We start from the raw sequence: 17,868 nt of genomic DNA, 5'->3' as shown, positions 1-17,868 counted from the left end.
GTCTGGCTTTGTCGAGAACTGGCCTTAAAAAACTTTAAAAAATCCCGATTAGAACGTCGTGTAAATCCGGAGGATGTAGATGCAAGCAAAGATGCTTCAGTTGGGCGATGTGACAGTGGTTACATTGCAAGGTCGGCTCGAGATCGAAAGAGCTAATTATCTAAAAAAAGTATGCATGGACAACTTGAAAAACAAAAAAGTCGTTTTTTGCTTGGATCAACTAAGTTTTGTGGGCTCTTCGGGGATCCAAAATTTTTTTGGTTTTTTAGATGAAGTTAATAAAAACCATACGATGGAGGTACGGCTTGCTGGATTGAAGCCCGACTTTATGCGTTTATGGTCTTTTTCCGAGCGAAATGTGCAGTTGCATAAAAGTATTGATGAAGCTGTGAAGTCTTTTATTTAAAATAATAGTGCGAACACTAGCATCGGAGAGTTTTCGGTAAATTTTTGTTTTACGAAGGTCGCCTGTGTGGGCGATCTTTTTTTGTATTCGAACTCTCGATAAGCATAAGAAGCACCTAGGTAGAAGCTTGTCGAGACATCAAAAAGAAAACCAGCCTCGGCTCCAAGTCCGGTGCTTTTTGAATACTCAGCAGAAGCGCTATCGTCCTTGAATTTCCCATCAAGAAAGTAATGACCCAAAACAAAAAAACCTTCTGGGAATGTCAGACCTAAGCTGATTCCTGAATTGGTGCTTTTATCAGTGTTGAAAATATCGGCCTGAGAGCGAGAGTGATAGATCCCACCAATGTACCAGCCATCTTCGGTGATCCAGCCGATTTTGGCATCCAATATACTGTGGCTAAGCTTAGATTTTGATATAGAGTCGGTATAGGTTGTTTGTGTCGTTTGATTTAAAGTTGAAAAGTTTGAACTAATGAGGATTCCGTTTGTCAGCCCCCCGTAGGCTTGTACAAGGGGGCTAATTAAAAAAAATCCTATAAAAAACAGAATTCCAAAGAAATTTTTTTTCATATTCTTAAAGGTTTTGCTCTCTCATAGAGTTGATTCGCTGACTTAGCTCAATATTTAACTTTTCAAGCCCACCAAGTGCGGATTTGAGTTTCTCGGTCTCGTCGTTTTTAGCAGACCACATATAGCGTAGACTTTCGAGCTGTTCTCGAAGCTGTTCGTTCTCTGAGCGCAGTTTCTGCATCTCCTGGGAATCTTCAACGACTCTGATTTGAAGATCCGAGTGTTCGATGCCCAGGCGTTGGTTTTGGCGGTTGAGCTCTAAGATTCGAGTTTGAAGGTTTTGAACTTCTTCTTCAAGGCGATTTTTTAGTTCGTCTTTTGAGCGCGAAACTTGAATCACTTCATTTTCAAGCCAGTCCTGACGCTCTAAAGCTTTATTTAGCTTTAAAGTCTTAAAATCGTGATCTTTGCGGATCTCGCGTAGAACTTCGACTTCTTTTTGGATGGAATCAATTTGAGCTTCGTAAAATGAAGTCAAATCTTGATTCTTTTTTGTCTCGATTTCAATTTGTTGTCTGGAAACTTTCGTGATTTCAATAATCTGGTTTCGTAAGTCGGCGATCAAAGCCAAGTTTTGATTCGTCACTCGACATTCATTGTCTACCTTTTCTTGTAAGCTTCGAGAGTACTCTTTAAGCTGGGCGATGTAAGGTTTTACTTGCGTGCGAACCTTGTCGTGGTATTTTTGAAATCTTTCAACGCTGGCACTTAGTGATGCTGTTTTTTCCTCTAGGGCTTTGCATTTCTCAGTCAGGATATTTTTTTCAGTTTCTAAAATATCAGTGCGGTTTTTCCACACTTGATCCTTTTCTTTTAGGATCATAAACTGATCTCGGACTGCCGTTTGTGAAAGTGTGGCTTTTCTAGCAACTTCCGTTAATTTCTGATTCTCCATCTCGACGGCAGACAGGCGGCGCAAGGCCACTTTGAGTCGTCCCATCAAATCTTCGTTCTGAGAAATTAAATTTTCGACCGTTGAAGATTTTAAGATGTCCTGAGGGATATTTGCACGATCCGCAGGGCGCGGCAATTCATCCGGCAGAGCGATTTTGCCGATTGAAAACTCTTCTTCTTCCTGAAGAAATTCTAAATTATGAAGATCCATAGGCCTCCTCCATGAAGTCCAGGTATCCAGTCTTTTATGTTGCACTGGCTGCAGGACTTATGTCAATGGAGGCGGTTGAAACTGGACCTATTTGCTGTTGATGGCTTGATAAGTGGCTTCGAGGATTGGGATTAACTGTCCGCCGGAAAGAAGGCGACCGTTCACAAAGACCGTAGGAGTTCCCTGAATTTGAGCCGCGACACCTTCTTGTGCCATGGCAGAGATTTTTTTCTGCATCTCTGGAGAATTCAAGCATTGCTTGAAGTTATCAACTGAAAGTCCAATAGTTTGTGCAAATTTAAAGAGTTCTTCGTCTGGCGATGCCATGCCCATATACGACTCTTGATTGTCGAAAATATGGTTGTGCATATCCCAACCTTTTTGATTCTGTTCTTCCGCGCAAAAAGTGGCGTAAGCTAAGCGGCAACGAGTGCCGTCTCCTCCGGTTATTGCCGAATTGCAAACTCCATCCAAAGGGAACGGTTTGAATACAAGTTTTACGTCCGGATGTGATTTAATAAAGGTGTGAATGCTGGGAGCGGCATGTTTGCAGTGAGGGCATTTGAAATCAGCAAATTCAACAATCGTCATTTTAGCTTCGCCATTACCCTTGAAGCTGACTAGGCCCTGAGAAAGATCAAATTTTTGTTCAGGTGCTACTGCCCAATAGGCCACTTTTTCTTTAGCGATTTTTTCAATTTCACCCATTCCATAGCTGTCTAGGGCCATGCCGTGAGTAATGTAAGCCAATACCGGAACGCTGGCTAAAATTCCAAGGCTTCCGCGGTTGGTTTTAAACAAAGCCGTGACGTCTTCGAAGAAGTGACCGCTGATTTTAGCTCGTGTACCACCCCAGATCAATCCAAGGTTTATAAAAGACAGAGCATAGTTGGTCATGCAGAATAAGCAATAAGCCTTTAAGACTCCAGCCGAGATCGTGCCCATGATAACAGAGACCAGTGCGATGAATGTTGCTAAGTAGAGGGGATAGCGTTGAGCGCGGGCTTCATCTTCAGAAAGATTGAACCGAGAAACTGCTACCAAAACCAGAAGAGCAAAATTAGTAACGGCTCCCCAGATAGCTATTGGAATTTTAAAAAGGGACGCATAGCTGCTGGCAGAGGCTGTGTCACAGTTAAAGACATCGCTAATGTTGCAGAGCGAGTTGTCAGACAGTGCTCCGAATTTGAGCCCGTAAAAGTGCTTTGCTAAATATACATGCACTCCAATGGCAACGAGGGACACAATAAGCGATAGCGAAAGAAGTTTCTTATTTTGTTTTGTCATAACAGGATTGAACTACAGAAAGTTCATTGAAATCAACGGAATTTGTGTGAAAATTAATGTTATGAAGAAGCATGAACGTTGGTTGGAGCTAAGAAAAGAGTTGTATCTTCGCACTCGCAAACAGGTTGAATTGCGTTTAGGGCGCGATTCCGCTGATTTGCTGAATTATCGGCGTTCGTACGAAAAAGATTTTCTAGGCGCATGGCGCATTGCCTCTCAGTCTCAGTTTTTAAAAGATTTGGCTCGTCGGGATATCGTGTTAATGGGCGATTTTCATTCATCGCAACAGTCTCAAAAAGCTCATTTGCGAATCTTGAAAAAGATCCTACAGCAAAAGCAATGGCGTCGCCCCCTGACTATCGGTATCGAGTGCGTCGATTCAAAATTTCAAAGTATTGTGGATGACTTTCTTGGCGGACGGATTGGGGAAGAGTCATTTTTAAAGCATGTTCAGTGGGACAAGCGTTGGGGTTTTTCCTGGGACTATTACAGAGGGCTATTTTATTTTGCGAAGAAACATAATATTTCTATTTTGGCGTTGAACAAAACTTATTCTCGCCGAACAGAGCAAACCCTGAAGAAAAGAGACGAATGGGCCTCGAAAATTATTGCTAAATATTTAGGCAATAATCCGGGTTCCTTTTTGTTTGTGATCTATGGTGATCTGCATATTTCAAGGGGACATATACCAAAAAACTTGAAGAATTTAGGAATTGCTTCGGATAAAACAATCTCTATATTTCAAAACCCCGAGACCTTTTATTTTCGGGTTATGAAAAAAACCAAAAATAAAGATGTGGATCTGGTTAGGTTAGAGACGGGCGATTATTGTTTGCTCAGCGTTCCTCCGTGGGTTCAATGGCAAAATTATCAACTTTATCTTGAGCTGGCTGATCAGCAATTGATTCAGATCGATTACTCGAACCTCGATGAAAATGATGATGATGATGACTTTGATGATGAGTTGGATGCCGTTGACTACTCTGATTATGTCGCTCGCTATGTTGAATTCATAGCGAAGGAATTTGAGATAAGAATTAAATTAGATCATTTGGACGTTAGTTCAATTAATGACGACTTGGTATGGGATAAAATTTCTGAAGCCTATGGCGGTGGGACATTTAAGATTATTCAAGAACTGGTAGAGGATGGATTTAGTTTATTTTTGCCTGAGCTCAATTTGGGGCTGTTGGCCAAGGCATCGGTGAATCATGCGGCATCATTGGCGATGCAGTATATTTATCACCAATTATTGCTTGGGACGTCGCCGTCGAAAAAGTCTAGAGCTACGCCGACTCCGCGTGCTTTAGATCTTTTTCCAGGCGACTTTGAATCCTTAATTTGGTTGCTTACTATTTCTTATTTTGGAGTTAAAATTATCAACCATCGCTTGAAATCCGATACGCTGTTAGACATCAAACAAGCTTTGATGCAAAAAAATTCAGACGCGGATAAGTCGGTATTGCAGTTGACGTTGGCGCAGAAAATGAAAGAGCTCTTGGTGCTTTCAGGACGGCCTCCGCTTAAGAAGTTCCCTAGGTATCACCGAGGTATTATCTACTACCAAGCTGCCGATTTGTTAGCTGGGATGTTGGGTGAGAAAATGTACAATGGCTTCGTAAAGGGTTCTTTAAATTTATCCACGATGAAGATGTTGTTGAAGAAAGATTATTCTGCCAAAGATTTTTCGGTGACATATTACGAAATATTAGAAATTATTGATTCGTTACCTGCCCCCTTCTTTTCAAAGCAAGAAAGACTATAAGAGGTTTTTATGAGTTGGTATTACAGCGAGAAATTAAAACCTGTAGGTCCCGTATCTTTAGAGGCTATTAAGGAAAAAATTGCTAAGGGTGAGGTTGGTCCTTATGACTTGCTATTAGTTGCAGATGGCGAATGGAAGCCTGCGGCAGATTATAAAGAATTTCCCTATCATCTATTTCCGGCTTGGCAAGAATGGGATCGAGCGTTTGGCGATACTCATCCGGAAGAAAAAAAGTGGGTTTTGTTGTTTAAAAATTCCCAGGGGGTACCTCAGCAGGCAGGGCCCGTGAGTAGTATTGAAGTTCAACAGTTTATTCAGGCTAAGAATCAGGATATTTCTTCTTTATGGATTTGGAAAACAGGTCTTTCGGGTTGGGCGCGCGTGCAAGATCGCCCCGAGTTCCGTGATTTTATTTTACCTTATCTTTAAATTCTTTTCCCGGCTTAAAGAAGGGAATTGCAGCACCAGGAATCTCGACTTTTTCACCAGTGCGGGGGTTTCTGCCGACTTTTGCTTTTCTTAATTTTCGCGAGAAAGTGCCGAATCCAACCAATTTTACATCATCTCCTGCGATAACGGCCTCGGTAATCGATTCTAGTGCGGCATCTAAGAAGGTTTCAGCATGAGCCTTTGGGCAATCAAGTTTTTCGGCTATAGCTTCAATAAGTTGAGATTTGTTCAATGCAGCTCCTCGATGAGACCCGATTGGAAGAAATTATCGGATGGGATCAAGGAAACTAAAGTCCGTTAATAAAGCAAGAGTGTCTTATTTTGGGATGAACTTTAGGCTGGACTTTGGATTTATTAAATAAATCAGGTTTTTATCCGATATAGTTCCTATGAAAAACCAAACAGCTTTTTTCATCATATTTTGCCTTGTCGTTACTAGCTTTATTTTAGGCGCTTACGGAGTGTTTTTAAATCATTTTGGACAGGGACAAGAGCATATTGCAAAAATTGAAAAGCTAGAGCAAGAAGTTGCCCGAGAAAAATTCAAAAATACGCTATTGGGGCATCAAGTGCAGGATATTCAGCAGACGGTTGCTGAGTTAATGCCTAAGAATACTGAGATTGCTAAAAATATCGAACTTAAAAACTTTGCTGATGCTGTCCGTGTGCCGGCAAGTGACTCTGGTGTTGATTTGTCGGGGGTTTTATTTGCACGCGGGAAAAGTTTTTTTGCTGAAAAACGCTTTGATGACGCAATTCGCACATTTCGGGAAATGTTAGATAAGTACCCTCTATCTAAATATACCGTAGAGGGCAGATTTTTTATAACGGAAAGTTATTACTTGAAGCGGGATTATAAAGCAGCACTCTCATCTATAGATGAGATGATCACTCTTTATCCTGATAATGATTTGACAGGCTATGCTCTGCTTAGAATGGGGCAGATATCTGAATACAATAATCAAATGGACGAGGCTTCAGAGGTCTATCGAGCGGTCCAGGCGAATTTTACAAATGCAAAATTAATCGAACAAGCTAAAAAATCAGCAGCCAATTTGGAAGTAGGCGAGTAACTATGAAGTTAATGCTTCGTCTACTGCTTTTTGTGCTGTTTTTTCAAGCGGACGTACGAGTTCGAGCTTCCGCTGGAAGTGTCTTGGAAGAGCCTTCTCATTGTTTAACCCAGGAAAATGTTTGTGCGGTTAGTGCCTACAAAAATTCGTTCCATTTTCGTAAGGGAAAGCTTGCTTGGTCAATGCCTGATAAATCTTCAGTTGTACGTCACTCTTTGACGCATTTGGAGTTTGTAAAAGGTGGTTTGTGGGTCGAATCTGCAATTCCGGGTTTTTCTGTGCAGACTTTGTATGGGCGAATTAAGGCCGACTCAGGAGGCTTTTATATATCTGAAAAAGATGGAAAAATTTGGTTTCAGAATTTAGATGCCGATGTTTCAGTAGAATTGCGCGGAGGACGGACCGTTAATTTACCCGAGGGATTTGAAGTATGGTTTGGTCCAGTTAATGACGCTGGGGTTGCGACGACCGGGGTTGTTCGCCCCATTGAATTAGCGAAAGTAGCCGAGTTGATTGGACCGGTATTTTCTGGTGGTAAGAAGAAGTTCTCCGAGCAGTTGGTTTATTATCGTGATCGCTGGGGTGATTTAACGGCGCGTGCTGCGAGCCTTTATAAAAATGAAGTGCTCCGAGAAATGGCTTCGATTCAAGAGGCGGAAGAGGCCGCGGTTCGTAAAAAGCGCCAAGCTGAAGAAGCTCGGTCTCGTCAGAAAGAGCTCTTTTTACAACGTGCTTTTAGTCGCTAACAGTCTAAAGTCTTAAATCAAAAGTCTGGATTTCAATACATTATGACTCTAGGGTCCTGAGAAATGCGAGCTTATGCTATTCTTATGCTAAGCAATGAATTCTCAGGAGGAGAAGTCGATGTCGTCTATTTCGTCTCGCTACGATGAAAAATTGAAAGCTGCACGTGAAGAATATGAAAATCGTGAAGCCGAAAGTACGAAGAAAAGAAATAACGAAATTCGTAGATTGCGTAATCAACAAGCGCAAGAACTTGAAAATGCAAAAGAAAACTACGATGAACAAGTCGATTCTCTTCAAACTAAACATCGAGAACTTTTAACCGAGCGCGATCAGCGCCACAATCAGCAAATTGATGATCTTCGTGGGTTCTACCGGGACTCCTTAAGAAAAAAATACGACGAACATGATAATTCCAGAATGCGTCTTCGAGAGAATTACGAAGGTGAGATTGCAAAACAAAAAGAAATCAATGATTCTCAGAGAGAGAATCTTCGAAATCAATTGAACGACGAAGTGGCAAAACGGGAATTTGAATATCAAAACTCGTTAGAAGATCAGCGAACCAAAGCACAGTCCGTTGTTCAAGGAAATAATGAACGAATGAATAAGTCTTTCGAAAAAGAGCGTCAGGCTGTTGCTGCGACTCATACGAAAGATATGCAAGAGTCCGAACGCGAATACAAAGATATGCAAAGAGCTTTGCAGCTTCAGTTGAGAGACTCAGATCAGCGTCGCGAACTAGACAATCGAAATTGGTCTCATCGCTATACTTCTGAAGTGGAAAAACAAAAACAGGTGATGGAAGATGAGCTGGCGGGGCGAGATGTGGTTCTTCAGCAAGAGCTATCGTCGTTGAAGGATAAATATCAAAAAGCAACTGAAAATAAGTTCGATGAAATGGAGTATGCCAAGGATAATCTTCGATCGGATGTGATGGACCGATTCAACTCTCAGGTGCGTTCGCGAGACAATCAGATTCAAACTCTTGAAGGTAAGCTGAATCATCAAATTATGAACGATAAACGTTTAAGGGATGTTGAGCGACGTAACATAATTTCTGATTATGAGAAAAAGTTAGAACTTTTACATGAAGCCCGCAAGTCCGAGGTTGAAAAATTAAAAGACCTAAATTCGGAGCGTATTGAGAAGACCATTGAACAAAACAATCGGTTTGTGAATTCACAGGACCGTTACTATAAAAGCAAAATCAGCATGACCACAGAACAAAATCGCGCTGACCGCGAAAATACTGCCCAATTGCATAAAGATGAAGTTGAGCGTACTTTGAAGACAACCGACAAGCGGGTTCGCGACATGCAGAAAGTAATGAAAGAAAATCACGATGTTTTGCAGAACTATCATCGCGATTCAATGGATCAAATGCAGGAAAACTTTGTTTCGCGAATCGAACAGCAGCGCGATCAGTCTATGATGGATCAAGTGCGCTTAAATAATATAATGTCCGAGCGATTTCGTAAGTTAGAGTCTAGTTTTGAGAAGAAATTAGACCGCGTTTCTGAAGTTGCTGGGGAGAAAATAGCGAACTTAAAAGAGCAGCATCAAAAAGAGATTGAGAATCTAAAAGGTCAGTACGAGCAAAGATCCTACGAGACTGAAAAGGCTGCAAAATTAGAAAAGAACACGATTCAAATGAAGTACGAGAATCAAATCGCTCAAATTCACGAAGCGCACCAGCAGAACATTGAAAGAATGAATAGACGGCACGAAGAAGATATGCAAAATTTAGCTAGGAAGGTAAATAGTTATTCCCGAAAGGCGTAACTTAAAGCCTTCAAGAAATGAGGCTGAAGGATGCTAGCTCAACGACGTGCAAAAATTGTTGCAACGATAGGACCTGCAACGAAAGATGAAAAGAACCTAGAAAAGGCCATTAAAGCGGGTATGAATGTTGCCCGTCTTAATTTTTCTCATGGATCCCACGAAGATCATTTAGCAGTTCTTCGTTCTGTACGTAAACTTTCGCATGATTTAAAGGCTCCCGTTACCATCTTACAGGATTTACAGGGGCCGAAAATTCGAGTCGGAAAATTTGCAAATGGTAAAATAGAAGTTAAACCCGGTCAGATTGTGACTATTACGACTGAGGAAATCCTAGGGAACGAGGACTTGATTCCTTCGGATTTTAAAGAGTTGACTCAAGCTGTATACCCGGGTGCAAAAATATTATTGGATGATGGGCTTTTAGAATTCAAAGTTCTTGAGGTGAAGCCTCCGTTAGTAAAAGCAGAAGTTATTTACGGGGGGATTCTTAAGGACCGAAAAGGAATGAACCTGCCGGGTATTTTGCTACCAGTGGACTGCATGACGGAAAAAGATCTGAAGGATCTAGAGTTCGGTTTAGAAAATAATGTTGATTATGTGGCCTTAAGCTTTGTTCGCCATGGACGCGATATAAGAAAAATAAGAGAGATAATTGAGTCAAGAAAGTCGTCTGCCAAGATTGTCGCAAAAATTGAAATGCTTGAGGCTCTGGATAACCTTGAGGAGATTTGTCGCCTAAGTGATGCCGTGATGGTGGCTCGAGGGGATTTGGCTGTGGAAGTAGGGCAGAGTCGATTGCCTGGCATCCAAAAGAGAATTATCACTTTGTGCAATGAGTTGGGAAAGCCTGTTATTACCGCCACTCAGATGTTAGATTCTATGGTTGAAAATCCTCGACCGACCCGGGCTGAAATTACGGATGTTGCCAACGCTGTTTTGGATGGTTCCGATGCTTTGATGTTGTCGGCGGAAAGTGCATCTGGGAAACATCCCTTTAGATGTATTCGCACTATGCACGAGATTATTTGCGAGGTTGAGCAGAACGAAGAGAAGTACTACAAAATCTCTCTAGAAAATGAATTTTTAAGTACGCCGGCGGCTATTGCGGCTAGTGCCTCTTTGAGCGCATTAAAACTGAATGCGAAAGCTATTATTTGCTTAACGACAACTGGCAAAACAGCTCAGATCATTTCCAGCTTCCGCCCGAAAGCTCAGATCATTGCCGTGACGGATAGAATGGATGTATTGAACGGATTAGAGTTGATATGGGGGATGCAGACTTTTGTTATTCAGCCTTACAATCGCTTGAAAGATATTTTGGCTCAGGTGGATCGACTTTTGGTGACCCATGGTCTTGGTAAGACCGGAGATCGAATTATTTTAACCTTGGGACAGCCGATTGTTGATGGCGCAAAAACGAACTCCATCTACATCCACACCGTGGGGGCCGAGGGCGAGACAAGAATGAAGGATGAGCTTCTGCCGTTGCGATGTCAGCAGCTAGATCCCGAAGTCTAATAAAAAAAACCGAAGCTATCAGCTTCGGTTTTTTTTATTGAGGTAGGCATTTGTATTCAGTTTCTATTTTGGTTCCCTCGATCAATGGATTTTTATATTTGATTTGTCGTCCATCAATTTCAAAATCTTTAAACTCTTGTCCATTGATTTTGACTTTAAGGCTGCGTTTGTCGGGTACGCAATCAAGTTCACTGATGCTTAATGAATTCACGATGCGGTCTTTGAACGTATTTAAGTTATCAGAGTAGTCCGAGTCGCAGATACTTCCGACGCCTCCAGCAGTCATTCGGCTTAGTTCTTGATAAAGAAATCCGGGGTGACTCGGCGAAGTGTCTTTATCCTGAAGAATTTCGCAAGAACGATCACCTGGCTTTACGATGATTGAATTAAACGTGAAGCGCAATTTACTCCCAAAGTAGGCATTCATTTTCTCAACAACAAAAGAGGGTCGGTCGGAATCCTCGAGCGGTTGATAGGCGCCTTCAGCATCAGCGGCTTTCACCTTGCTAGGGTCGCCACCAACCGAGCGTACATCTTCATCGGATATTAGGATGACAGAGATCGCGGCTCCCGGGCGATAACAGGCAGTCGCATTATTTAAGCTATCTACTGTAGCTTTGGTGCCTCGTTCGTCTCCAGAGAATGTCCCGCCAATGGGTAGATCGTTGATTGTTTGGGTAAAGATATTGTGTAAATTGGAGGTGCCTTTTTTAAGAATCGTATTCGAGGCCCCTGCAGGAGTGTAGAGACTCCAGCTTTTAGCTTGGCCATAGATGGGACCTCGAGTTGTGGTAAGGCACATCTGCCAGTCAATGTCGGCGGCATCAAGGAGTTGTACAAATCCTGCCAGCTTTGCAGCTAATTTTTTAAGTTCGGGAAGCATTGAATTTGAGTCATCCAGTACCAGCATGAAATCGACTTGTTTGTTTGCATACGCAACATACTCGGTTTTTGAAATCAGAGGGCTTGACGGACCGGGTGTTATTGAAGTTGCTGAGTCTAAGTTTACTGGATTGAACGAATACCGGGAGCACGCGGTAGAAAACATAACGGAAGAAATTAGAAGTGCAGAATAAACAGCTTTTATTGTTTTCATAAATACCTCTTCGTCAGGCTAGCATAAAAATTAATGCTTAAAAAAGAGGCAGAATGTAGTTTCTACTTTGTGACTGAAGTTTAGCTAATTTAGTGTCGACATCATTGACACTTATCGAAGTTTCTTTCGAAGAGTATTGACGATAGTCCAGTTTCTAGCCAAGGGTTCGACTTCGTCTACGTGAATTGCGATGTAGACCCCTTTTTCATCCAAGATTTTCTCGTTAAGATATTTTTTCTCGATAAGAGGGTTTACATCGTCAAGTTTGATAAGAAATCCAACTTCTTTCATGGAATCGTTTTGAACATCATTAAGATTGATTTTATTCAGCCCTTTTTTGTCTAGTTCTGATTTGCGGGCAAAACTTAGAAGTGCCGTTAGGATTTTTGTTTCGCCTTCACTTAACATGGCCATGCGATCTTTTTCTTGTTTAAATAGCCATTCATTATACCAATCAACGAAGGCAAAGAGCTCATCAGGTTTTTTGTTGGTAATTTTTTTTGTTCCGTCGCCTTTATCTTCGTTGGCTAAAAAATCCATTTCCGTCAGTACTTCAACGATGGACTCCATTTTATTTGTAGCTTCTTGAAATATTTGAATACAGTAATTGCGTAAAAGATGAGATGAAAAACTTACAGTTCCATCTTCATTACGCTTTCCATAGCGATGTCCGACTAAGTTTATAATTGAAATATATTTATTGACGATATGAGGGGGAAAACGATCTTGATCTTGAGCGGGGTTTTCTAAAATCTTAATTTTTTTATTCGCTTCACGTAAATTTTCGTTCATGTTTTTCATGATCGCGCGAACCCAAACCGGAAGTTGTTCCATCTGTTTGGTTAAAGAGTCATAAGGAAGAGCGATGACTTCGGTATCCTTAGTGGCCTTTACATTGGCGCTTCGAGGTTTCATATCGAATAAAGCCATTTCACCAACCATCGCTCCAGGGCCTATTTGGGCAAGAATGATCTCTGATGTTCCTTTGGCTTTAGTCACAGCAAGAGCGCCACTTTTGATGATGTACATCGCATCTGGAGCGTCACCTTCGCGAAAGAGGTAGTGATCTTTTAAAAGTTTTTTACCATCAGCCAAAGAAAGCTCCTTGAAACATCGCCCTTTATATTATTTCAGTCCTCGCCGTCCGAGGCAATCCACCCAAGGACTATAGTCGAGTTAATCCGAACAAATTAAGGATAAAAAAAAGAGGCCGAAGCCTCTTTTTTAGAATTCCATTTTTTTGCAATCTTTAGCAATGGTGATTTTACCTTCCGTGGCTTTTACAACGGCCTCGGGACTCATATCGGGAGCATATTCCGTCAAAAGGAATCCTTCGGGCGTTACTTCAATAACGCCATAATCACTGACGATCTTCTTGATGCATTTTACTCCGGTCAGGGGAAGAGTGCACTTCTTGCGAAGCTTCGAATTTCCCTCTTTGTCAGCATGTTGCATTGCCACGATGACGTTCTGAGCTCCAGCGACAAGATCCATGGCTCCGCCCATGCCTTTTACCATTTTTCCAGGAACCATCCAGTTTGCAATGCTTCCTTCTTCGTCGACTTCCATCGCGCCAAGAACTGTCATGTCAACATGACCACCGCGGATCATCGCAAAGCTATCGGCACTGGAAAAAAAACTTGCACCCTTTACTGTTGTGATTGTTTGCTTTCCGGCATTGATCAAGTCCGCATCGATGGCATCTTCTGTTGGAAATGGTCCCATCCCAAGCAAGCCGTTTTCGCTTTGTAACATAACAGCTTTATTTGCCGGAATGTAATTGGCCACTAAGGTCGGAATACCAATGCCTAAATTTACAGTGAAACCATCTTCAACTTCTTGAGCGATTCGCATTGCAATTTGTTCTCTTGTTAATGGCATGGCTTATACCTTCTTTGTCGTGCGTTGTTCGATGCGTTTTTCATAGTTCTGTCCTTGGAAAATTCTTTGGACATAAACACCCGGGGTATGAATTTGATCAGGATCAAGTTCGCCAACTTCAACTAATTCTTCGACTTCAGCAATCGTGATCTTTCCTGCGGTGGCTGCCATTGGGTTGAAATTGCGCGCAGTTTTTCTGAAAATAAGATTGCCGAATTTGTCACCTTTCCAGGCTTTCACAATAGCAAAGTCACCTTTGATTCCACGCTCAAGTACATAGTCCCGGCCATCAAATTTTTTGATCTCTTTACCGTCAGCAACCAGCGTTCCCACGCCAGTCGGAGTGTAAAAGCCAGCAATGCCGGCTCCTCCGGCACGAATTCTTTCTGCTAGGGTGCCCTGGGGACAGAATTCAAGCTCGAGCTCGCCACTCATGTATTGGCGTTCAAACTCTGCATTTTCACCCACATAAGAAGAGATCATTTTTTTGATTTGTTTATTCTTTAGAAGAATTCCCAATCCAAAATCATCAATGCCGGCATTGTTGGATACGCAAGTCAGATTTTTCACTCCCAAATCACGAAGTGCCGCTATCGAGTTTTCAGGAATTCCGCAAAGACCGAAGCCCCCGACAACGAGGGTCATTCCATCTTTGATTCCTTCGATAGCACTTTTTGCATCTTTAAAAACTTTTTTGCTCATAAAAATTTTCTTCGGTTTAGATTTTTTCTACAATCAAGGCAACGGCTTCACCGCCACCAATGCACAGAGTTGCAAGTCCGTACTTTTGGTTATGGGTATGAAGAGCGTGCACCAATGTCGTAAGAATGCGGGCTCCCGAAGCGCCGATAGGGTGTCCGATAGCAACCGCGCCGCCGTGTACGTTTACTTTTTCGGCAGGAATTTCAAGTTCTTTCATTGCGACTTGAGTGACTACAGCGAAGGCCTCGTTGATTTCCCATAAGCCGATATCGCCAACTTTCAATCCAGCTTTATCTAAAGCTTTTTTGATAGCGCCAACCGGAGCTGTGGTGAAGTATTTTGGTTCGTGAGCAAATGTTCCGTGTGCAACAATGCGGGCTAAAGGTTTCGCTCCGCGCTTGTTTGCTTCTGATTCAGCCATTAAGACGAGAGCGGCTGCACCGTCGTTGATTTTAGAAGCATTGGCCGCAGTGATTGTTCCGGCTTTATCGAAGGCTGGTTTCAATCCAGGAATCTTGTCGAAGTTTGTGTTGTATGGCTCTTCATCTTTTTCAACAGTGATGGCGCCTTTTTTTGATTCGATAGTTACGGCCGCGATTTCATTTTTGAAAAGGCCTTTTTCCCAAGCTGCCTGAGCTTTTTTGTAAGAATCAACGGCAAAGGCGTCTTGTTGTTCGCGTGTAAAGTTGTGCTCTTTAACGCAAATTTCTGCGGCATTTCCCATATGAAAATTATTGTACGGATCCCATAGTCCATCTTTGATCATCGAATCGACGATCGTTTGAGCGCCCATTCTGTAACCGTTCCGAGAGTTTTCAAGTAGGTGAGGCGCAAGAGACATATTTTCTTGACCACCAGCAATGGCAATTTTTGTGTTTCCAAGTTGGATATTGTCTGCAGCAAGCATAACTGCTTTTAATCCTGAACCGCATACCTTATTGATCGTCATGCAAGGGGTATTATTGCCAAGGCCTGCGTAAAGAGCCGCTTGTCTGGCTGGAGCTTGGCCTACGCCTGCAGTTAGAACTTCACCAAAAATGACTTCGTCAACCTCATCGGTTTTAACCTGAGCTTTTGTTAAAGCTTCTTTGATTGCGACGGCACCTAATTTTGGAGCTGGCAACGCACTGAATGCGCCCTGAAATGAAGCCACGGGTGTACGTACGGCACTAACGATAACTGCTTTTTCCATATTTTCCTCGTTCGTCAAAAGTTGATTATTAAATAAGCATTTTTATAAAAATGAACGGCCTTACTATTTTAGTTTTTAGAGAGGGTGTCAATCATAGCTAAACGCGCATCAGCATCATTCCTCAGAAGGCAAAAATAATCAGTTGACAGGAGGGGGTGTTTAATTCAAAGCATGAAAGGGTCTATTTAGAAGAAAGAAGTGATTTGACGTATGGCGAAAAGCAAAGCGAAACCTGTCAAGAAAGCTCCAGCAAAACCGGCAGCTAAATCAGCGGCTAAAGGCGCAAAACCAGCCGCAAAATCTACAGCGAAACCTGGTAAGCCCGTAAAGCCTGCCAAGACTCCGGCGAAACCCGTTAAGTCATCGGCTAAGCCAGTGGCGAAATCTTCTGCAAAAGCTCCAGCGAAAACTAAGCCTGCTGCGGCGCCGAAGAAAGCTGAAAAGGCGGTTGTTGCAAAAAAGCAAGATGCTAAAAAAGCAACGCCTGTAGCTCCAGCTAAAAAGGGAGCGGCGGGAAAAGCTGAAGTGAAGCCGGCAAAAACTGAAGTTGCTAAGTCTGCCAAGCCAGCGAAACTTGAAGCTAAGGATTCGAAAAAAGAAGTTTCGAAGCCCGAACCTAAAGACACCAAAAAGTCTAAAAATGAAGACTCTAAAAAAGATTCTAAGGCTGTTGGTAAGAAAAATCGCCCAGCTAAAAATGAAGAAGAAGACTTAGATGATGACTTCATCGCCGATGATCTGGGCGGTTCGGAAATCGAGGAATACGAAGAAGAGTTGGCGATTGTTGAGGAACTTGACGAAGAAGATGTCGAGGATTCGGAAGAAGTTGCTGTTGAGTTAAAAGATCGTGATTCTGAAGAAATTATTTTAACAGACGCTGAAGGAAATCGTTATTGTCGTGCGCGCGATTGTGATCAAATTGCCAATGTCGATGCTTATTGTCGTTACCATTATCTTCTTTACTGGAGAAAAATTCAAAATCGCAAAAAGATTTTGGCAGATGGTAAGCTTGAGCGCTACATCGAGGAGTTGACGGCAAGGTACCCTGATAAATTCCTAGAAATGATTCGCCGTGATTTGCGTTCAGAAAAAGACTTTTTGGCCGCCATTCAAGAAATGGAAATTGATGAGTCCGGACTTGAAAACGAGTTTGAAGAAGATGCAAGTTCATTCATCGATGAAGTTCGGGGAATGGGTGAAGGCACTGGAGTTGAAGACGAAGAGTTTTAATGAAAAGGGTCCTAAGGGGCCCTTTTTTTTTGGATAGAATTTATGAATAGCCTATTTGAAAGTTTTAATCTGATTCCCGCTTGTGATGCTCCAGCCTTGTTAAAATGCGGGCATGCTCAGACCTTGGCTGGAGAGTTTTTTCCGAACAAGTTTAGGCCCTTAAGCGGTCCGCAAAAGACTTTTTTACTTTTAGATGATGGGGATCAGTTGTCCCTCCATAAATACTCTGGGCAAAGCGACTATGTTGTTGTGATGGGGCATGGTTTGACCGGTTCGGCTGAGGCGACTTACTTGCAGCGCCTTACGTATCATTTGAATGAAAAGGCTGGGCATACGGTTGTCTGTTTTAATCATCGAAATTGCGGGGATGGGCTAGGATTAGCTAAAGGAATGTATCACTCAGGTCGGTCGCGAGATTTTGCTCAAGTTGTTCATCAAGTGAAACGAGATTTTCCAAATAAAAAAAATATTGCGGTCGGGTTCTCTATGAGTGGGAACGCTCTGTTGCGATTGATGGGGGACCATCATCATGGTGGAGGACGAGAGTTCTCTTACCCAGATTTTGCCATTTCTGTAAACGCTCCGGTAAATTTAGCAAGATCATCTCGATTAATTGATGAAGGTTTTAATAAGATTTATCAGGCTAATTTCATGAAAGGGATTAAAGAGCTTTTGTGGAAGCAGTACCAAAAGGGCCTTTTAGATGAACATCCTCGGTTTTCCTTTTTGAATATTTCTTTGTATGAGTTCGACGATATTTTTACGGGCCCGCGCTCGGGTTTTAGCGGGGCTGAAGAGTACTATCAGAAGTGTTCGGCTCAGCAGTTCTTTCCTTTTATAGAGCGTCCGACAGTCATGATAACTGCACAGGATGATCCTTTTGTACACTTTAAGGATTATCTCTTGGCGGCACAAAACCCTTTGGTTCATTTACGAATCGAAAAGACCGGAGGGCATATGGGATATATCCATTCTAAAACACTTCCTACAGGAGATCGCCGTTGGATGGATTTTGCAATTTGTAGGTACATTGAAAATATAGTTCAGTTAGAAAGCACCTAG

Annotated in this window: 18 protein-coding genes; 9 read left to right on the top strand and 9 right to left on the bottom strand. The window is 42.3% G+C overall.

Going from position 1 to position 17,868, the window contains the following annotated elements:
- Positions 1–79: 79 nt before the first annotated feature.
- Complete coding sequence (locus AC04MN_RS14905) at positions 80–406, top strand: STAS domain-containing protein (protein WP_475384009.1); 327 nt, start codon at positions 80–82, stop codon at positions 404–406.
- On the opposite strand, the gene AC04MN_RS14900 is transcribed toward AC04MN_RS14905, so the two are convergent.
- The 3 genes from AC04MN_RS14900 to AC04MN_RS14890 all read right to left on the bottom strand — a co-directional run bounded on the left by AC04MN_RS14900 (position 403) and on the right by AC04MN_RS14890 (position 3,370).
- Complete coding sequence (locus AC04MN_RS14900; RefSeq protein WP_475384008.1) at positions 403–978, bottom strand: hypothetical protein; 576 nt, start codon at positions 976–978, stop codon at positions 403–405. The two genes, AC04MN_RS14905 and AC04MN_RS14900, sit on opposite strands and share 4 nt — an antisense overlap.
- Positions 979–982: 4 nt before the next feature.
- Positions 983–2,083: a hypothetical protein gene (locus tag AC04MN_RS14895; RefSeq protein WP_475384007.1), complete on the bottom strand. Its 1,101-nt coding sequence runs from the start codon at positions 2,081–2,083 to the stop codon at positions 983–985.
- An 87-nt stretch (positions 2,084–2,170) separates the two neighbouring features.
- Entirely contained in the window at positions 2,171–3,370 is a 1,200-nt protein-coding gene (locus AC04MN_RS14890) for a vitamin K epoxide reductase/DsbA family protein (RefSeq protein WP_475384006.1), read from the bottom strand.
- 61 nt (positions 3,371–3,431) lie between these two features.
- Here AC04MN_RS14890 and AC04MN_RS14885 point away from each other — a divergent pair, with 61 nt between their 5' ends.
- Both AC04MN_RS14885 and AC04MN_RS14880 read left to right on the top strand, forming a co-directional pair.
- Entirely contained in the window at positions 3,432–5,135 is a 1,704-nt protein-coding gene (locus AC04MN_RS14885; RefSeq protein WP_475384005.1) for a ChaN family lipoprotein, read from the top strand.
- 9 nt (positions 5,136–5,144) lie between these two features.
- A complete protein-coding gene (locus tag AC04MN_RS14880) occupies positions 5,145–5,564 on the top strand; it encodes a GYF domain-containing protein (protein WP_475384004.1) in 420 nt (139 codons plus the stop codon).
- Here the strand turns inward: AC04MN_RS14880 and AC04MN_RS14875 are convergent.
- Positions 5,545–5,817, bottom strand: a complete 273-nt coding sequence (locus tag AC04MN_RS14875) for an HU family DNA-binding protein (protein WP_475384003.1) — start codon at positions 5,815–5,817, stop codon at positions 5,545–5,547. The two genes, AC04MN_RS14880 and AC04MN_RS14875, sit on opposite strands and share 20 nt — an antisense overlap.
- Positions 5,818–5,974: 157 nt before the next feature.
- On the opposite strand from AC04MN_RS14875, the gene AC04MN_RS14870 reads away from it, so the two are divergent.
- The 4 genes from AC04MN_RS14870 to pyk all read left to right on the top strand — a co-directional run bounded on the left by AC04MN_RS14870 (position 5,975) and on the right by pyk (position 10,705).
- The gene (locus tag AC04MN_RS14870; RefSeq protein ID WP_475384002.1) at positions 5,975–6,658 is read left to right on the top strand and encodes a tetratricopeptide repeat protein; all 684 of its coding nucleotides are present in this window, start codon (positions 5,975–5,977) and stop codon (positions 6,656–6,658) included.
- 2 nt (positions 6,659–6,660) lie between these two features.
- Positions 6,661–7,404, top strand: a complete 744-nt coding sequence (locus AC04MN_RS14865) for a hypothetical protein (protein ID WP_475384001.1) — start codon at positions 6,661–6,663, stop codon at positions 7,402–7,404.
- 118 nt (positions 7,405–7,522) lie between these two features.
- The gene (locus AC04MN_RS14860) at positions 7,523–9,187 is read left to right on the top strand and encodes a hypothetical protein (RefSeq protein WP_475384000.1); all 1,665 of its coding nucleotides are present in this window, start codon (positions 7,523–7,525) and stop codon (positions 9,185–9,187) included.
- A 30-nt stretch (positions 9,188–9,217) separates the two neighbouring features.
- Positions 9,218–10,705 carry a pyruvate kinase gene (pyk, locus tag AC04MN_RS14855; RefSeq protein ID WP_475383999.1) on the top strand — a complete coding sequence of 496 codons (1,488 nt, stop codon included), beginning with the start codon at positions 9,218–9,220 and terminating at the stop codon, positions 10,703–10,705.
- 34 nt (positions 10,706–10,739) lie between these two features.
- On the opposite strand, the gene AC04MN_RS14850 is transcribed toward pyk, so the two are convergent.
- From AC04MN_RS14850 to AC04MN_RS14830, 5 genes are all read right to left on the bottom strand, one after another.
- Complete coding sequence (locus tag AC04MN_RS14850; RefSeq protein ID WP_475383998.1) at positions 10,740–11,801, bottom strand: hypothetical protein; 1,062 nt, start codon at positions 11,799–11,801, stop codon at positions 10,740–10,742.
- Positions 11,802–11,912: 111 nt separating this feature from the next.
- Positions 11,913–12,896, bottom strand: coding sequence for a Crp/Fnr family transcriptional regulator (locus AC04MN_RS14845; RefSeq protein WP_475383997.1), 984 nt, complete (start codon positions 12,894–12,896; stop codon positions 11,913–11,915).
- Positions 12,897–13,025: 129 nt separating this feature from the next.
- Positions 13,026–13,682, bottom strand: a complete 657-nt coding sequence (locus AC04MN_RS14840) for a 3-oxoacid CoA-transferase subunit B (RefSeq protein WP_475383996.1) — start codon at positions 13,680–13,682, stop codon at positions 13,026–13,028.
- 3 nt (positions 13,683–13,685) lie between these two features.
- Entirely contained in the window at positions 13,686–14,384 is a 699-nt protein-coding gene (locus AC04MN_RS14835; RefSeq protein ID WP_475383995.1) for a CoA transferase subunit A, read from the bottom strand.
- Between the two features lie 16 nt (positions 14,385–14,400).
- On the bottom strand, positions 14,401–15,576 hold the full coding sequence (locus AC04MN_RS14830) for a thiolase family protein (protein ID WP_475383994.1): 1,176 nt from the start codon (positions 15,574–15,576) through the stop codon (positions 14,401–14,403).
- 210 nt (positions 15,577–15,786) lie between these two features.
- On the opposite strand from AC04MN_RS14830, the gene AC04MN_RS14825 reads away from it, so the two are divergent.
- Entirely contained in the window at positions 15,787–16,806 is a 1,020-nt protein-coding gene (locus AC04MN_RS14825) for a hypothetical protein (RefSeq protein WP_475383993.1), read from the top strand.
- A 42-nt stretch (positions 16,807–16,848) separates the two neighbouring features.
- Positions 16,849–17,868: a YheT family hydrolase gene (locus tag AC04MN_RS14820; RefSeq protein WP_475383992.1), complete on the top strand. Its 1,020-nt coding sequence runs from the start codon at positions 16,849–16,851 to the stop codon at positions 17,866–17,868.

It is taken from the genome of Bdellovibrio sp. ZFWA1, assembly GCF_056175665.1.
This window is presented reverse-complemented; position numbering and strand designations above follow the sequence as displayed.

What these genes read in the sequence shown, in the direction of transcription:
- AC04MN_RS14905 (WP_475384009.1), top strand. Translation starts at nt 80, where the DNA reads ATGCAAGCAAAGATGCTTCAGTTGGGCGATGTGACAGTGGTTACATTG.
- AC04MN_RS14900 (WP_475384008.1), bottom strand. Translation starts at nt 978, where the DNA reads ATGAAAAAAAATTTCTTTGGAATTCTGTTTTTTATAGGATTTTTTTTA.
- AC04MN_RS14895 (WP_475384007.1), bottom strand. Translation starts at nt 2,083, where the DNA reads ATGGATCTTCATAATTTAGAATTTCTTCAGGAAGAAGAAGAGTTTTCA.
- AC04MN_RS14890 (WP_475384006.1), bottom strand. Translation starts at nt 3,370, where the DNA reads ATGACAAAACAAAATAAGAAACTTCTTTCGCTATCGCTTATTGTGTCC.
- AC04MN_RS14885 (WP_475384005.1), top strand. Translation starts at nt 3,432, where the DNA reads ATGAAGAAGCATGAACGTTGGTTGGAGCTAAGAAAAGAGTTGTATCTT.
- AC04MN_RS14880 (WP_475384004.1), top strand. Translation starts at nt 5,145, where the DNA reads ATGAGTTGGTATTACAGCGAGAAATTAAAACCTGTAGGTCCCGTATCT.
- AC04MN_RS14870 (WP_475384002.1), top strand. Translation starts at nt 5,975, where the DNA reads ATGAAAAACCAAACAGCTTTTTTCATCATATTTTGCCTTGTCGTTACT.
- AC04MN_RS14865 (WP_475384001.1), top strand. Translation starts at nt 6,661, where the DNA reads ATGAAGTTAATGCTTCGTCTACTGCTTTTTGTGCTGTTTTTTCAAGCG.
- AC04MN_RS14860 (WP_475384000.1), top strand. Translation starts at nt 7,523, where the DNA reads ATGTCGTCTATTTCGTCTCGCTACGATGAAAAATTGAAAGCTGCACGT.
- pyk (WP_475383999.1), top strand. Translation starts at nt 9,218, where the DNA reads ATGCTAGCTCAACGACGTGCAAAAATTGTTGCAACGATAGGACCTGCA.
- AC04MN_RS14850 (WP_475383998.1), bottom strand. Translation starts at nt 11,801, where the DNA reads ATGAAAACAATAAAAGCTGTTTATTCTGCACTTCTAATTTCTTCCGTT.
- AC04MN_RS14840 (WP_475383996.1), bottom strand. Translation starts at nt 13,682, where the DNA reads ATGCCATTAACAAGAGAACAAATTGCAATGCGAATCGCTCAAGAAGTT.
- AC04MN_RS14835 (WP_475383995.1), bottom strand. Translation starts at nt 14,384, where the DNA reads ATGAGCAAAAAAGTTTTTAAAGATGCAAAAAGTGCTATCGAAGGAATC.
- AC04MN_RS14830 (WP_475383994.1), bottom strand. Translation starts at nt 15,576, where the DNA reads ATGGAAAAAGCAGTTATCGTTAGTGCCGTACGTACACCCGTGGCTTCA.
- AC04MN_RS14825 (WP_475383993.1), top strand. Translation starts at nt 15,787, where the DNA reads ATGGCGAAAAGCAAAGCGAAACCTGTCAAGAAAGCTCCAGCAAAACCG.
- AC04MN_RS14820 (WP_475383992.1), top strand. Translation starts at nt 16,849, where the DNA reads ATGAATAGCCTATTTGAAAGTTTTAATCTGATTCCCGCTTGTGATGCT.